The 16,133-nt window shown below is 34.0% G+C and carries 12 protein-coding genes; 7 read left to right on the top strand and 5 right to left on the bottom strand.

The genetic code is table 11. The annotated features are described in order from the left end of the window. Positions 1-9: 9 nt before the first annotated feature. A complete protein-coding gene (gene dptF / locus AB1471_RS12455) occupies positions 10-2,289 on the bottom strand; it encodes a DNA phosphorothioation-dependent restriction protein DptF (protein ID WP_367780093.1) in 2,280 nt (759 codons plus the stop codon). A 175-nt stretch (positions 2,290-2,464) separates the two neighbouring features. Here dptF and dndB point away from each other — a divergent pair, with 175 nt between their 5' ends. Genes dndB through AB1471_RS12430 form a run of 5 tightly spaced genes read left to right on the top strand, consistent with a single transcriptional unit; the run spans position 2,465 to position 8,635 of the window. After that, entirely contained in the window at positions 2,465-3,571 is a 1,107-nt protein-coding gene (dndB, locus tag AB1471_RS12450; RefSeq protein WP_367780092.1) for a DNA sulfur modification protein DndB, read from the top strand. After that, entirely contained in the window at positions 3,568-5,133 is a 1,566-nt protein-coding gene (gene dndC / locus AB1471_RS12445; protein ID WP_367780091.1) for a DNA phosphorothioation system sulfurtransferase DndC, read from the top strand. The genes dndB and dndC overlap by 4 nt, the downstream gene beginning before the upstream one ends. A 23-nt stretch (positions 5,134-5,156) precedes the next feature. Further along, positions 5,157-7,121 (top strand): DNA sulfur modification protein DndD, encoded by a 1,965-nt coding sequence (gene dndD, locus AB1471_RS12440; protein WP_367780090.1) that lies wholly within the window; start codon positions 5,157-5,159, stop codon positions 7,119-7,121. A 7-nt stretch (positions 7,122-7,128) separates the two neighbouring features. After that, positions 7,129-7,494, top strand: a complete 366-nt coding sequence (locus AB1471_RS12435; protein WP_367780089.1) for a DndE family protein — start codon at positions 7,129-7,131, stop codon at positions 7,492-7,494. A gap of 22 nt (positions 7,495-7,516) precedes the next feature. Then, positions 7,517-8,635: a cysteine desulfurase family protein gene (locus AB1471_RS12430; protein WP_367780088.1), complete on the top strand. Its 1,119-nt coding sequence runs from the start codon at positions 7,517-7,519 to the stop codon at positions 8,633-8,635. A 56-nt stretch (positions 8,636-8,691) separates the two neighbouring features. Here the strand turns inward: AB1471_RS12430 and AB1471_RS12425 are convergent, their stop codons facing one another. Genes AB1471_RS12425 through AB1471_RS12410 form a run of 4 tightly spaced genes read right to left on the bottom strand, consistent with a single transcriptional unit; the run spans position 8,692 to position 12,704 of the window. Further along, positions 8,692-9,153: a DNA phosphorothioation-associated 4-like protein gene (locus AB1471_RS12425; protein ID WP_367780087.1), complete on the bottom strand. Its 462-nt coding sequence runs from the start codon at positions 9,151-9,153 to the stop codon at positions 8,692-8,694. Then, the gene (locus AB1471_RS12420; RefSeq protein ID WP_367780086.1) at positions 9,150-11,144 is read right to left on the bottom strand and encodes an AAA family ATPase; all 1,995 of its coding nucleotides are present in this window, start codon (positions 11,142-11,144) and stop codon (positions 9,150-9,152) included. The genes AB1471_RS12425 and AB1471_RS12420 overlap by 4 nt, the downstream gene beginning before the upstream one ends. Then, positions 11,141-11,317 carry a hypothetical protein gene (locus AB1471_RS12415; protein WP_367780085.1) on the bottom strand — a complete coding sequence of 59 codons (177 nt, stop codon included), beginning with the start codon at positions 11,315-11,317 and terminating at the stop codon, positions 11,141-11,143. The genes AB1471_RS12420 and AB1471_RS12415 overlap by 4 nt, the downstream gene beginning before the upstream one ends. 10 nt (positions 11,318-11,327) lie before the next feature. Beyond that, complete coding sequence (locus AB1471_RS12410) at positions 11,328-12,704, bottom strand: DEAD/DEAH box helicase family protein (protein WP_367780084.1); 1,377 nt, start codon at positions 12,702-12,704, stop codon at positions 11,328-11,330. A 743-nt stretch (positions 12,705-13,447) separates the two neighbouring features. Between AB1471_RS12410 and AB1471_RS12405 the strand changes: the two genes are divergently transcribed. Both AB1471_RS12405 and AB1471_RS12400 read left to right on the top strand, forming a co-directional pair. Next, on the top strand, positions 13,448-13,837 hold the full coding sequence (locus AB1471_RS12405) for an ArsI/CadI family heavy metal resistance metalloenzyme (protein WP_367780083.1): 390 nt from the start codon (positions 13,448-13,450) through the stop codon (positions 13,835-13,837). A gap of 263 nt (positions 13,838-14,100) precedes the next feature. Further along, the gene (locus tag AB1471_RS12400) at positions 14,101-16,119 is read left to right on the top strand and encodes an N-6 DNA methylase (protein ID WP_367780082.1); all 2,019 of its coding nucleotides are present in this window, start codon (positions 14,101-14,103) and stop codon (positions 16,117-16,119) included. The last annotated feature ends 14 nt before the right edge of the window (positions 16,120-16,133 follow it).

Genomic DNA, 16,133 nt, shown 5'->3' with positions numbered 1-16,133 from the left:
TACCGCCTTTTATATTCTCTCGAATGAAATCTCATCTATATACCCTTTAGTTAGTTTATAAAGGTTCTTATTTTCGTGATGGTGAATAATAAATTCTGCTTGACCTGGAGAGCATCTAAGTAATTCATTTATAAATTTCAAAAATGTTAGACAATCCTCAGAATCTTGATTATTAGGTCTGTACCCCATATTTACTTTGAACATCGTAGAAAACAAGGTGTAATCAATCTCTAAAGAAATATCATTTGGAACATTTTCTACATTAGATTCAAAAAATAATGTAATTGTACGGTTGAACGCTTCAAGTTCAGTATTAACATTGGCTTTTTTAGTGTTTCTCTTCGGTTTCATGAATAATTTTTGTGCCACTCTATAGTTATCAGTCAGTTTATTGATATACACAAAATCCCTTATCGGCGAACCTTTCCACCGAACTATAACAGATTTTATAAATTTAATAATATCGTTAACACCAGAAGGTGTTTGTCTGTTATACCCATATAAGAACCTTATATATTGTCTAAAAACTTCATCCTCTTGAATGGTGATTTCGCTTAATAAATAAGAAGCTCTTAAAATGTTAGCTGATACAAGGTTTAATTGTTCATCACTTAATTCGGATTGCCTACTATCTTCACTTACAACATTTGAAGATACAAAATAACCGCTAAAGGAATCAAAAAGCTTTGTAATATGTCGATTATCCCCTATTGTTTCTAATAAAAGACCGTTAAAGTCGTTACTGTTATATAATCGGTTCATTATTTTATCAAATTCATCTGTTCTAAAGTTAATTGGGTCTAGCACAGCGATTGATTTTAAAATACTAGACCTATTTTCTCTTTCGAATAATAAATAAAATAATGAATATTTCAATCGTTCAAATTCTGTTAACTTCTCAATCTTCAACTCTTCTATTGATAAATCATCTGGAATGAGTATATCTGATAAAAAATTCAAATATGCTCTAGTTGAAACAACAACCTTATTTTTTAATATGATCTTTGATATCAATTTTGCAATGTTAGACTGAATATCCTTATTCATGATGATTTCGTAATTAACATGTACCATTGTATTCAAACCTAATTCCATATCCTTTTTATAGGCTAAATAAAATGGATTTTCATTGTTAGAATCGGCTATCTTGTATGTGATTTTTTCAAAATACTTAGCATGAAGGCCTTCTTCACTAAGGGTAAACGGTTGATGTGCCGAAAAATTAAAAGTTGATATCCAATCATTTTCTTCATGTAAATTAGCATCTTCATTAAAAATACCATTCTCATTTACAAAATTAACAATCTGACTATATGAACCTAGTACGTCTTCTTTATGAATAAAATTATTTAATACGCCTAAATTAATGGCTACAATCATTTTTTCATTTTCAGTGGAATCATCTTTAAAGGTTTTTAGTTTTGATACTAAAGTCTGAATACTGTCTTTTGAAGGATCTTCACTTTCAGTAGCATCATTGATAATAGTATAGGAATCGAGTATACTCGTTTCTTCTTGAAGATAAGAAAGCAAGTGTGATTTACCGTCTCCCACACTTCCAACTAGCAAAATTAAGGATTTATCTTTACCTTTATCTTTTTCTAGCTTTTTCTCTAAATCTTCTTGAATCTTCCTTTTAACGTGCATATATTTTTTAAACGCGCTAAACTCACCTGGATTTTCCAACGCTTCTCTTGATGAAGCTTTTAAGCGATTGATTTCTTTGACTAGATAACTCTCTCCAGCCGGTAATTCTTCAAGGCTGATTTTCTCCTCTTTTACAATATTTTGTTTGTCTTCAGCTAGAGGAGTAATATTTTTAAAAGCTGCCAACTTCTCAGAAATCATTTTTTGAATATCCTCTGGGTCGATTGATGTTTGTTTAGGTTTTGGATCTTCATACTCAGGAACTTCTATTTCTTTAACAAGATACTTCGTCACGTACCATCTACCAAGCCGGTAGACAAGCCTATGAGCATGGAGAGCATCCAGTAATGAAACATCAATCCCCTCATGAGCAGCTTTATTTCCTTTAACTCTGATAAAATCCATTCCGCTGAATACACCATCTTTAAAAACTTCTTTTCTACTCAACTTTTCGATTTTTTGCTTCAAACCCATATTATAATCATCCAATTTTTCTTCTCTCATGAGCATATTAACTAATGCTTCTACAAAAACCCTTGCTTGCACTAAAGCTGATGGTGCATTCACAAACACCAATTGATCAACTTGCTGTGAAGTATTATATAGTTGTTCATTATTTTTTTTCAGAAAATTACAATACACGTTTATATTTACCTCCCACACAGATATACCCCTTATTTTATCACAGTTTCCTCTATTCTAGAGATTCCTATTTATGTCGTTTTCCTATTATTTACTGAGAGCCTATTATTGAAATTATATTACGTACGTAATATAATCAAAATATAAAATTTTACGTACGTAAGGATGACTAAAAATGGAAACAGGGTTTACATATAACTTTTCAGCAATTCGTGGTCTTCAAGCTTCCAAAGAGTACTATATTGCAATGTGCCCATTAAAAATAATTCCTAAATTATTCATTTTTGATGAAGAAGAACTTCCTGCATCTCATAGGGCTCAACGGATCTTAAATAAAAATAGAATTCCAGAAATAACAAATTACATAGTAGAGTATCGAGAAGACTATGTCTTTTCATCGATAACGGCTTCTATAGATGGAAACGTTAGCTTTATACCTTTATCAGAAGCTCCTGGTAAAAGAGATCTCGGTACCCTTTCTATTTCACTAGATGCAAGATTCTTAATAAACGATGGACAACATCGCCGTGCAGCCATTGAGGAGGCCCTTAAGATACAACCAGAATTAGGAGAGGAAACAATCTCTGTCGTATTTTATTTAGACACTGGTCTAAACAAAGCTCAGCAAATGTTTTCTGATTTAAACCGACATGCTGTAAACACAACATCGTCAATTGGCATTTTATATAACCATAGAGATAAGATGTCACTAGTGACTAAATCACTAACGGAGGACATCCCTTTTCTAAGACGATATACGGATACAGAAAGAGTATCTTTGTCTAAAAATTCACCTAAAATTATAGCATTAAATCACATTTTTAATACGAACCTAAAATTATTAGGAAAGAAAAAAGGGGATCCGATCACGGCAGGAGATGAAAAATACATCAAAAAATTCTGGAGTCTTCTAGTTGAGACTATTGTAGAGTGGAAAATGATATTAACCAGAGAAATTAACCCTAAGGAATTACGAATGAACTATATTATAGGACATGGAGTATTCCTTGAAAGCATGGGAATAGTCGGGAACTACCTGAGAACTTTCCACCCTGATGATTGGCAACAATATATTAAAAAACTTAAGACCATAGACTGGGCAAGATCTAATGAAAACTTGTGGATGGGAAGAGCTTTTAGTTCAAATGGACGTATTCAGAAAAATACACACACCATATGTTTAACTTCTATACAAATAAAAAAATTACTTGGGCTGGCACTTACTGAGCAAGAAGAAAAAACAGAGACTTCATTTCAGAAAGGTAAAGGAATTTACACATGAGCGGTATTATATCAAATTTAATTAATGATGGAACAACACTAGTTGAAGAAGCTAAAGATGAGATTAAAAGAGTTTATAAAGAAGATGATCGACCATGGGTAGTTGGTTACAGCGGTGGTAAAGACTCTACAGTAGTTGTGCAACTAATGTTTGAAGCACTGATGGAATTACCTAAAAACGATTTGAATAAAAAAATATATGTAATTTCATCAGATACACTCGTTGAGACTCCACTTATCATTCAGTCAATTAATACTACACTGCATAGGATACAAGAAAAGGCTATGCAGCTAGATTTACCGATTGAAACACATAAGGTAAAACCTAAAATTGAACATTCTTTTTGGGTAAATATTATTGGGAAAGGTTATCCATCTCCCAACCAGCAATTTAGATGGTGTACGGACAGACTAAAAATTGATCCTGCAAACCAATTCATTACAGATAAAGTCGACTCTTTCGGGGAAGTCATCATGCTTTTAGGTGTCCGCGAAAGTGAAAGTGCGACTCGAGCAAATGTAATACGGTCTCACTCTGTAGAAGGGAAAATTTTAATGAGACATTCGAGTTTAAATAACGCATATGTCTATGCCCCAATCAAAAAATTTTCGCTTGATGATGTATGGAATTACTTATTATCAAATGAATCCCCTTGGGGAGATAATAACTTTGATCTACATAGATTATACCAAGATTCTAATAGTGGAGAATGTCCATTAGTTATAGATAAGACCGTAAAGGAATCTGCAGGATCTTGTGGAAATAGTAGATTTGGTTGTTGGGTTTGTACTGTCGTAAACGAAGATAAAGCATTAACAGGATTTATCCAAAACGGACAAGACTGGATGAAACCCTTATTAAACTTTAGAAATTACTTAACTTCGATACGAGATGACCGTTCAATGAGAATGAAATATCGTATGAATGGACAAGTATATTTTAGAGAAGTTCAATTTGAAGATATTGATGATAAAAGTTATGTTCTTACACCCAAAAAAGGTGGTCGTCAAAAAAAATTAGAACTTTTTAGCGATTACAAAGTTATTGAAAAGGAAAATCTAAATAACTATTTAAAAACTCATAACATAGACTTATCAACATCGGACGATCCTAAAATACTCATTAAAGATGATGACAATAAACTTAAACGCCTCGGCTTAGGCCCTTTTACCATGGAAGCAAGACAAGAAATTTTAAGAAACCTATTATCCATACAAAAAACATTGCACCACCCATCTGATGAATCTTATGAACTTATTCAAGAAGCTGAATTACGTGAAATCAGAAATATTTGGTTTAAACATGGTGACTTTGAAGATACTCTTCCAAAAATCTATACAGAAACAACCAATGAAGAGTTAGACTGGGAGAAAGATGAAAGGATGTTATTTGACGAAAGAGACTTATCAAGATTAGAAATTGTATGTAAAGAGCACGGTGTTGATTTCAAGCTATTTAAGAAATTATTATCAATTGAAAAAAACCACTCTGGATTTAAAGTAAGAAGAGGGTTGATGGACCAGCTTTCTTCTGCACTTAAACAAGATTACTTACATTTGTAATTGAACTGAAAGGAAAACCCACTGTGATATTTAAAAAAATTACTTTAGTCAATTTAGGACCCTATAAAAATCTCAATACCATAAACTTCCCTACCAAAAAGGATGCCAATACTATACTTATTGGCGGTAAGAATGGCGCTGGTAAAACAACTTTTTTGTCTGCGGTTAGGTTAGCTCTCTATGGTCCCTTGACATATGGATACAGAACAGAAACTAGAGAATACTTTAAAAAAGTTTCCTCTCTATTTAATAATGCCGCAATTAAAAATGGTGAAAATCACTTTAGAGTTAGAATAGATTTTTCCATAGTTGAAAACTTCAAACGCTTTGAATGTTCTATATATCGCGATTGGAGTATTGAAAATGAAAAAATAAAAGAAGAAGTCTATGTAATAAGAGACGGAAAGCATTTAAATGAAGCTGATAAAGATCGCTTTTTCACATCTTTAAGAAATAACTTTCCACCTTCATTGCTAGAACTGTGTTTATTCGATGGTGAAGAAATTTCAAAAATCATTTCAAATGATAAGATGTCAGAATATCTCAGAGAACTCTCATCTAAAATATTTAACCTTGATCTCTTTACAAACCTTGAAAATGACTTGAAAATTTATTCTTCTCAATCCATCGATAACAAACAGACAAAAGAATTGTTTGAAGAAGAATCTCAAATATCCGATCAGCTTAGAGACGTAAATGAAAGAATATCTACCCTTTCAACTAAAAAAGAAAAACTTTCAACAAATCTTTTAGACTTACAAAGTGAAATTGAAAACACACAAAAAAACTTCTCCCTCCATGGAGGAATTGTTTATGAAGAACGTGAAAAATTATACAATGAAATATCAAGAATTGAAGCAGCTAGAAAAAACTTAAACGACGACATAAAAAATTTCATCGCTAAAGAATTACCTTTCTTTATGTCGATTTCCTTACTTCGAAATTCAGTCAAACAATTAGATCTCGAAGAAGATTTCCATATATCTCAAGTATTAAGTAAAAAAATTAAATCCTTGCCAATCAGTGAATTACTTTTTGAATCAAATATTCAGTCCAATAAAAAAAACAACGAAAATTTGTTAAACCTGTTACAAGAAAAGCTAACTACAAATGATGATGTTAATCTAATTCATTACGCTTCAAATGCTGAAGCGCAACAAGTTCGTTCTCTTAACTCGAGTATTAATGAGGAAAGATTTGTGAGTGTCAACCAAAAAATTCAAGATCAAAAAAAACTTCTTATTGAAGTACAAAACATCAAAAAACAGTTACAAGATAATAATGAAACCAGTGAATTCAATGAAATGTTGACGTCTATTTCATCAATGACTACAACAAGCAAGGAAATCCAATTCGAAATTGATCATCTATCTAAAGAAATCGATATGGCAAACAGCGAGCAAGCAGACCTAGAAAAAAAACACGAAAAAATATCAAAGAAATTACATGGGGTTAAAAAGAAAAATTCCTCCTTCGAGCATTCAGAAAAAATAATTTCTGTTAGTGAACAATTTAGACGAATACAGCTTCGAGGAAAATTGCAGGATGTAGAGTATTTTTCAACAAGAATGTTGAAAAGACTATTTCGAAAAAAGGATTTTATCAATACAATTAAAATTGATCCAACAGATTTTACTATCACCATTCTGAACACTGAAGACGTACCAGTAAATAAAGATAATCTTTCTGCGGGTGAAAAAGAGTTACTTATCCTTTCAATAATTTGGGGAGTATTTACTTCATCTAAAAGAGAACTACCATTTATTTTTGATACTTTACTAGGAAGATTAGATAACGAACACAAAAGATCTGTCTGTACTTCATTGATTCCTAAGTTTGGGAAACAAGTAATTGTGCTATCAACAGACTCAGAGATCGATGCTAAACTACATGGTGAAATGCACCCTTATATTTCGGAGGAATATACGTTGGATTATGATGTCACAAACAAGCGAACTAATATTAAAAAAGGGTTCTTTGAAGGGTGATTAAATTATGAACTTCAGATTGAAAACTGACTCTAATACTGCCACTACATTGAAGTCACTACAGTCATCAACTAGCATGACACCAAATATTTTAGCTAGACTTTCTATCGCCTTATCACTTAAGGTACCAACTATCCCAGAACTAAAGAGTAGTGATCCTGACGGCCTTGAGTTCAATCGAAACACCCTCACAGGTGATCAAGACTATTTCTATAAAGCCCTTATTAGACAACATTCAAAAAGACATGTTGAAGAAGAAGAATACTTTCCTGGCTTATATAACGCACACTTATCAAGAGGATGCATTCTGCTGGAACAAGAATATCAGCATTCTGGGAATTACGATAAATTTATATCAAATTTATTAAAATAGGTTAGTAATGGAGGTGTTAAGCATGCTGTACCTTGATAATAGTGCAACTACTCCAATTCTTCCAGAAGTTAGAGAACAGATGTTTACTTATCTCGAAAATGAATACGGAAACCCTTCTGGAAAATATTACAAACTCGCTACCGATTCAAAACAAGCAGTCAAGAAAGCTAGAGAACACATTTGCAAACTCTTTAACTCAACTGAAAATGAAATAGTTTTTACAAGCGGTTCAACTGAGAGCAATAACATGATCATTAAGGGTGTAGCTGATTATTACGCTAAGAAGGGTAAACACATCATTACATCTAAGGCCGAACACGTTTCGGTCTTAGATGTTTGTATTTTCTTAGAGAAAAAAGGATTTGAGATCACTTATTTAGATGTAGACTCATATGGGAGAGTTAATCCAAATGACCTCGAATTAGCAATTCGAGATGATACAATTTTAATCTCTATCATATGGGCAAATAATGAAACTGGATCTCTAAATGATATTTCAACTCTATCTACTATTGCTCAACAAAAAAATGTGTTATTTCATACTGATGCTACTCAAGCGGTGGGGAAGATTGAGATTAATTGGGCAAAAATTCCTGGTGTTGGGTTTCTATCGGCGTCTGCTCATAAAGTCTTTGGTCCAAAGGGAATCGGAATTTCAATAATTCGAGAAGATGAATATAAACAATCAATTCCTTTTACCCCACTTATACACGGAGGAGGTCAAGAAAACAACATGCGTAGCGGAACGTACGCTGTACACAATATAGTAGGATTCGGGGAAGCTGCAAAGTTAGCTAATGAACGACTAATACAAAATAGTGAGCAAATGAAACTATTAGAAAGTAGCTTAACACAAATTTTAAAAAACAAGTTTAATGATCATATATCCTTCAATTCAGACGACAAGAAAAAAATACCAGGTGTTGTCAATGTTAGATTTATTGGCGTCAATAATGAAATTTTATTAAAAAAGCTTGCTCCAATTATTGCAGCATCTAGCGGTTCAGCATGCAGTAGTTCAAAACCGTCTCATGTCTTACAAGCAATGGGCTTCTCCTTAAAAGAAGTAAGAGAGTCAATCCGCTTTTCACTTTCACCTTATCAATCACTTAAGGAAATGAAGGTTTTTGAACAACTTTAGGAAAAGTTCTAGTATATAAACGGAGCATTGATCGAGCTGATCAATGCTCCTTTAGCTCAAGATAAAAATTCACCAATAATGTTCACATCATTATGCTGTTCTTGCTTTATACGTGTATTTAACTTCGTAAAATATGAGATCAAAACGTCTCTAGCTCTAGTTGGATCTTGAATGAGCTTTTGGTAGACAATTTCAGCTCCAGCTGCCGCATATTCTTCGATTACAGTTATCTTTTCATTAAAACTTTCTTCATTATCGTCATATAATATATTTACATCTCTCCTATCTAAGTAATATATAAGATTAATAACTGGTAAATCAGTTTCATAATTAAAAACATTCCATGATATTAACTCTAATGAAGACGTAAATTCTCTTTTCTCTCCTACTACAAGCCCAACTACTGCTGATAGCATAAAATAATCTTTGTATGATTCAAAAAGTCCTATGGAGTCTTTATCGGTTACTTCCTTGTAAATCTTGTATTGGTCAGTTGGTCTTCTTATTCTTCTGTTCATTTTGATGACACCTCAATCTTTGTAAATTCAAAAGAAGGATCACCTGATACCATAGGCGCTTGATAATCTAAGGTATAACTGGAACCTACGTAATTAGACAAGGATTCTTCCACTTGACCTTTCCACTGTGAAGTAGATAGAATGACGATAATCTGGTCGGATAATTTATGTACACCTTGAGCAACCCGTTTTCTATGATCAGAGTCCAATGCACCAAATGGGGAATCCATTACAAGAGGATATATTCCCCCTTCACCAATACCATTACCTGACCTTTTATTATATTTCTCTCTAGCCATTTCGACGATTGCTCCAATAAACGATAAGCTTGTTATTTGTCGTTCTCCTTGCGACATCGCAACTTTTTTTTGACTTTTGTTTTTCACAATCAGTGTAAAATCACTACTTAGATCAATTGAATACTCTTTTCTTAAAAAATAGCTATAAACTTTCTTAAGCCTCTCCTTAAGCTCTACTTTCACTTCATTTTCCTTTATTATATGGATCTGTTCCATTACGTCTAGAATCTTAGCACTTGTTTCATACCGTTTTTTTGATATCACCGCTTTACTCTCAATTTCTTTTTGCTCTGCTAGTTGTTTCTCCAAATCTTTAATTTCTCTCTCATAATTTTCAATTGAATTTTCTAATAACCCTAAGTCTTTTTGATAAGATTCAATTTCAAGTTCAAATGTTTTTCGTTTTTTTTCCAATCCATTAAGGTCTTCAAAGTCTCTTTTAGATATTTCTGCACTTTTTTCCTCAATTCTGTTCATTGTGTCATCAATATGTTCAATTAAATTCGCTTCTCTTTTTCTCAAATCAGTTAGATCTTCGAAAAAACGATTTCTATAGCTATCCACTAATTTATTATCACCACTAAGATATGCATAAGAAGTAGCCTCATTGTCTGGAGATGAATGATCAAGTAAATGCTTGATTTCTGCCAAAGCATCTTGTCCATCAGACAATGATGTTCCACAAATACATTTGTCATTTTCAATGATAGTTTTTAACACTCGAATAGGAACTTCTACTCGAGAACTTCTCGTGTTATTTGTTTCTTCTAACCGTTCACTTACTCTATGCACAAGAGAACGGGTAATAGCAAGGTACCCTTCTTTACTTATTTTTTGAGTTATTTTTTTACTTACATCCCTTAGCTCCATCTCACTTTTCCCTTTTTCTTTTTCAAGTTCCATCCTCTCTTGTTGAATCACTGCAATAGAATCAATTTTCGACAGCTTGATTTCAATATCTTGCTTTTGGGATTTTCTAATACTTATATTGTTTTTAACCTGGTCTAACTCCACCTTCATGTTGTCTAATTTAGATGTAGCATTTTCTAACTGATTTACAACAAGTTTAGTCGAGTCATTGGTGTTTTCCTTAAACTCATCCATAAATTGCTTCTTAACAGACTTTGTATGTTCTATACTTCTTTCTAATACTTCTAAGTCCATAATCGTCTTTATAGCTTCTTTTATCTCCAAGCTATCTTCTTGTTTTGATAAATTATCTATTCTTTCTCCATCAAAGAAGAAATAATTTCTCATATTTTCAGGTAAAATTTGATTTAATTCAATAGAAGGATTTCCTATTTCTTTGTATCTATCATCAGAATAATATTTTAAGGTAACTTCTCCAGTAGTATCTTTCGCAAAAGTCCATTTATCCTTCTCTTCAAACTTTAATGTTCTTCTTAACAAGTATTCCGTTTGTCGAGACTTAAACTCTAATTCTATATACATCTCAACCTTACCTAGTTTATCCATTTCAGAATATGCAAATTCATTGATTAAATCATTCGGTTTTGGCAAATCCGTTTTCCCATACAGACACCAGTTAAACGCATTCAATAAAGCAGTCTTCCCTGATCCATTCTCACCATGAATCACCGTCACGTGCTTACCATCTTTTATAGAAAATATTATTTCTTGAGTTCCATAAAATTGACGGAAATTATGAAGTTCAATTTTATTAAAAATCATTCACTCTTCACTCCCATTTTGATAACATCATATATTTCTTTTTTTATTTGCACTCTTTTTTGACTATTTCTATCCAAAGCTGCTTTTTCTAAATCGAGTATATTTTTCAGCATTTTCTTTTCTCTGTTATCCAATCTCATTAAAACTTCTTCTAGAGTGTTAACGTTCTCCATTATTTTCACCTCACATATCTAATAAATTATACTTCTGTTTAACTTTCCATATAACATTATCTGCTTCTGGCCCGTTTATTGCTAAATTTGAAAACTCAGCAAACCTTTGTAACTCTTTCCCTAGTTGGGCTCTTTCAATATTAAACATTTCATCTTCTTTTTCATAAAAGTCATAAGGGTTTGGTGGTAATACAATAAAATCATGGATAATTGCATGATGCTTATCCTTGTGTTTTCGAAGAACCCTTCCCCTTCTTTGAATAAACTCTTTAGGATTTGAAGTACTCGAAATCAAATAAGCTGTTTGTGTTGAAGGAACATCAATCCCCTCATCTAAGCACTTAATTGCGACCAAGGCGTCAATTTCACCTTTTTCAAAGTCAGTAAGGATTTTACTTCTAGTTTTATTCGGTTCTGATGAGGTAAATCTTTTTGCTTCAATGTTAAATTCATTTCTTAAAAGGGACATAACACCATCAAGCTGTCTGACTTCGATATTTACATCACTTTGAACTTTACCGTCTCCACAATAAAACAATGATTTTTTAATATTTATATTTTTCTCTATAATTCCCCTTAAAACATTCATTTTATTGTGCGCAGAGTATATAATCCTCGCTCTTTTTATTGCTAAACGATTCATTATCTCCTTTTTTTCTTTATCCACTTTTGCTTGATGAGAAAGCTTTCTTATTTTCAATGTTAATTCAACATAACTTTCCGCCTCATCAGGTGTAAGTTCTACCAAATGAGGGTAATAATAATATCTCGTCAAAAATCCCTCTTTAATAGCTTGATCTAATCCAAATTTATAAACTACCTTATTACCAAAGTAATTGAGAAGCCTTTCGCTTCCCTCTTCATCCATCCATCTTTCAGGAGTTGCAGTTAATGCTAATCGGAAATTTATGTGCTCGGGTAGTGACTTACTTAAATTTTTCGCTCCAAAATAATGCGCCTCATCTATAATTAGCAGTGCAGGGTTTTTTAGGTTTGCCAATAACGATTGAAATGTCTTCTGTGAAAAAGTTGCATTTGTAGTTACTATACAAATATTCTCTAACAAATTCTCATTATAAGCATCTATATACTGTTCCATCTTCGGTGACCATTTATTTTTATTTTCAAATGCTTTAATTGGTAAGAGATTAAAATTTCTACATTCTTCTACCCATTGCAATGATAATTGTGTAAAAGGGGTAACAACAATAATAGCTAGCTTCCCAACAGTTTTTGTCAGGTTAGCTGAAAGTGATAATGCAGTAATTGTCTTACCAGTGCCTGTCGCCATCTCTAATAAACCTTTACCATTATTGTTATACCAAGAACTGATGGCATCTTTCTGATAATCACGAACGTTAATAAAATTTGGTATTTTATGAGCCATAATATCACCTCAATTATTCTTTTAAATTATATCCTAATGCCACGCTAAATATCCTCTTGATGGTTTGCATAGCATTTCCAACCAGTCTTTCTTAGGACCCTAAATGATATCTTGAGAACCTCATTAGTAATGTAACACGTCCGTTCTATATCTATATATTACTATTTCAATGCATTAAGAAGAAACTATTAAAGTACGATTTAAAACGTATATTTAGTTTGATCTCTTTGTATAGACATATATATATGACCATTATCTATTATTCACAGAGTCATCCTTATTGATAACTTTTTCTCACAATCCCTCCACCGTATCATATATCATTTTAACAATAACAACATACGAACAAGGGGATAAACTTTAATAAGAGGATGAATTTAATGACTCTCCCTCAAACCATTATGAAGGAAATGATTCCATTGATATCATTGCATCAAGGAGTCTGCTACGATGATATCGTTAACCCGTGCTGTGGTTCTGGGAATTTCTTGATTGAATGCTTTCCAAATAAATTGAGCATTTACGACATCCTATCTAATAAAAAAAATCAAAAAAAATTGATTTAACGCTTGCATTATGGTAAATATCGATATATACTAAACTTACATCAAGAAAAATTGATTTAATAAGACGAAATGTCCTTGGGTCTTATTAGATCAACAAAGATTACAAATTAACGCAAGCCGGTGATTGTTATTTTTTTAATTCATTCATCAAAAAAAATTGATACAAGGAGTGGTTTTATGTTAAGAGCACACGTTGGTTTAAATGTAACTGATCTTCAAGCATCCATTGAATTTTACTCTAAGGTCTTTGATCAGAAACCGGTTAAAATTAAAGATGATTATGCAAAATTTCTACCGGAGGAGTTAGCATTAAACTTTACATTGAATGTCAGAAATGAAGTTAAAGGTAATCAGGTTGGTCACTTTGGTATTCAAGTAGCAAGTCTTGAAGAGGTATTAAAACATAAAGAACGACTAGAGAAGCTTGGTTTCTTCGCCAGAGAAGAAATGAATACAAACTGTTGTTATGCTCTTCAGGATAAGTTTTGGGTGACGGATCCTGAAGGAAATGAGTGGGAGTTCTTCTTCACGAAAGGCGATAGCGAAGATACTACTTCATGTTGTTAAAAAATAACGATTGAAAGGAAAGCCGATGGTTCATCATTAACGAACGATCGGCTTTTTGAACTTATTCACACAAACGAACGTACTCTTGCTTGTCCCTGTAATCTCAAATAAACGTTTGTTTGAATGATCTTCTAGTAACCCCTTCCCCTATCCTTGCTCCCCCCCTCCAAATCGTATATCATCTAAACAATAACAACATATAATCACGCGGATAAAAAGCCACGAGCAAACCATAAAGAACGAACTCATGTAAGGAGATAAACATGAATAAGACGGAGAATTTACTAACTCTCGCTCAAACAGCAGAACTACTTGATGTGTCTAAGGCAACCGTGGCAAACTGGGTAAAAAAAGGTGTGTTTGCACCTGTTGTGGATAAGCGGTTTGATCGCTCGGAGGTTGTGCGGCTTCGTGAAGAATTGATGAATGGAACAAGCACAGCGCTACAGTCACGGCGCAACAAGAAGTACGTGACGAGCACAGTGATTCCCACAGATTATGTAGAGCATAATGAATATACAGGAGTTATAGAGACACTATCCGCAATTGTGGAGCGCTCAAGTATTAATGTGAGTATCGTCATGAAAGAATTGTCGCTAAAGGTTTTATGGGATAAGGGTATTATTTCGAGTGCTGAGAATCAGACTCCATTGATCCGATCGATTGCCCCTGACGTACATCCTGCTATTCAGCGGGTGCTGCCAGAATTATTTGATGCCGATCATTCCTTGTCACCTGAGCAACTTGAAGTGCTTAGTGAGATTAAGACGCTCACCATTCCTTACTTCGCCAAACACGAAGACTTCCTCGGCCAGATTTATCAAGCACTTGTCACGTTGGACGTCCGTAAGAAGCAAGGATCGTATTACACGCCGCACTATATAATGAAGGAAATGATTCAGACTATTGATTTTAGTGCATTCAAGGAGTCTGCTATGATCATTGACCCTTGCTGTGGTTCTGGGAATTTCTTGATTGAATGCTTTCATCAGTTAAAGCAACACGTCCCAAGTGAGTTGATTTTGAGCGACGTCCTACACGGTATCGACCTTGATGAAACAAGCGTGATGCTGACGAAGGTGAATTTGATCATTTGCCACGGCACGCTTGATGGAGTTCCGCCGCTTTCGATTCATGTGGGGAATGCTCTTTTAAATGAAGAGATTGGATTTGCATCATCGGTTGTTAATGACAAGAAGTTCGATTTAGTCATTGGCAATCCACCGTGGGGCTACAGTTTTAGCAAGGGTGAGATCGAGCAAATCACTCAACTTTATCCGACAATGAAGTCAAGACAGCGTGAAAGTTTTTCGCTGATACTACATAAGTATGTACAGCGTTTAGCGGAAGACGGACATTTATTCTTTGTGTTGCCTGTGTCTTTTTTAAATGTGGGTGCACATAAATGGATCCGTGAGCATGTGATCACGGAATTTAATTTAGAGAAAATCGTATTGAATCATAAGATGTTTAACCATGTGAATTCGCCAACGGTGAGCGTGCAGGTGTCCAACTCTACAAGGAGAAATGACCGCGTGGAGATTGTATCGTCAGGAGCCGTGACCTCGATCGACCTTCAGAACATCATTACATGCGACTACACGATCAACCCAGAAGCGACGGATGATTTGTATGCGGTTGTGCGTAAGATTGAAGAGCAGAATGATCTGTTTTATTTAGATGAGCATACAGATTACGCACTTGGGATCGTGACGGGTGATAATAAACAGCATCTGTTGGACGAACCGACTGAACGGAGCGAACCTATTTATACAGGGAAAGACGTAAAGCCGTATCGTCTGGCTCCTGCGAAAAAGCATATTGAGTTCAAGCCAGAAGCGTATCAGCAAATAAAGCCGACGTCGTTTTACCGTGTCGATGAAAAGCTGATTTATAAATTTATCAATAAAAAGCTCGTATTTGCCTATGATGCGGAACAATCACTCACATTAAATAGTGCCAACATCATCACGCCGCGCATTCCAGGTATGGAGATGAAAACCATTCTCGCACTGCTGAATTCTGATTTGATGCAGTTTTACTACATGAATAAATGGAGTGCGGTGAAGGTGTTGAAAGGAAATATTCAAGCCTTGCCGTTGAAGTGTCCTTCTGGTGAGCAGCAAGTGAAATTGGTCGAGTTGGTTGAGGGCATTTTGGGTGCCCGCGATGACTCGGTTGTTGAGCAGTTGCGAAATGAGATTGAACACCTGATCACGTTCGAACTATATGGATTGAGTGAAGAAGATCGCCAAGTCATTGCGGCGTTCTTCGCTAAATAATAGAAGGTCTCACA

The organism is Jeotgalibacillus marinus (assembly GCF_040801915.1).
In the GTDB taxonomy this organism is placed as follows: Bacteria; Bacillota; Bacilli; order Bacillales; family Jeotgalibacillaceae; genus Jeotgalibacillus; species Jeotgalibacillus marinus.
This window is presented reverse-complemented; position numbering and strand designations above follow the sequence as displayed.

Excerpts from the sequence above, each read along its gene's own strand:
- dndB (WP_367780092.1), top strand. The coding sequence starts at position 2,465 with ATGGAAACAGGGTTTACATATAACTTTTCAGCAATTCGTGGTCTTCAA.
- dndC (WP_367780091.1), top strand. The coding sequence starts at position 3,568 with ATGAGCGGTATTATATCAAATTTAATTAATGATGGAACAACACTAGTT.
- AB1471_RS12435 (WP_367780089.1), top strand. The coding sequence starts at position 7,129 with ATGAACTTCAGATTGAAAACTGACTCTAATACTGCCACTACATTGAAG.
- AB1471_RS12430 (WP_367780088.1), top strand. The coding sequence starts at position 7,517 with ATGCTGTACCTTGATAATAGTGCAACTACTCCAATTCTTCCAGAAGTT.
- AB1471_RS12425 (WP_367780087.1), bottom strand. The coding sequence starts at position 9,153 with ATGAACAGAAGAATAAGAAGACCAACTGACCAATACAAGATTTACAAG.
- AB1471_RS12420 (WP_367780086.1), bottom strand. The coding sequence starts at position 11,144 with ATGATTTTTAATAAAATTGAACTTCATAATTTCCGTCAATTTTATGGA.
- AB1471_RS12415 (WP_367780085.1), bottom strand. The coding sequence starts at position 11,317 with ATGGAGAACGTTAACACTCTAGAAGAAGTTTTAATGAGATTGGATAAC.
- AB1471_RS12410 (WP_367780084.1), bottom strand. The coding sequence starts at position 12,704 with ATGGCTCATAAAATACCAAATTTTATTAACGTTCGTGATTATCAGAAA.
- AB1471_RS12405 (WP_367780083.1), top strand. The coding sequence starts at position 13,448 with ATGTTAAGAGCACACGTTGGTTTAAATGTAACTGATCTTCAAGCATCC.
- AB1471_RS12400 (WP_367780082.1), top strand. The coding sequence starts at position 14,101 with ATGAATAAGACGGAGAATTTACTAACTCTCGCTCAAACAGCAGAACTA.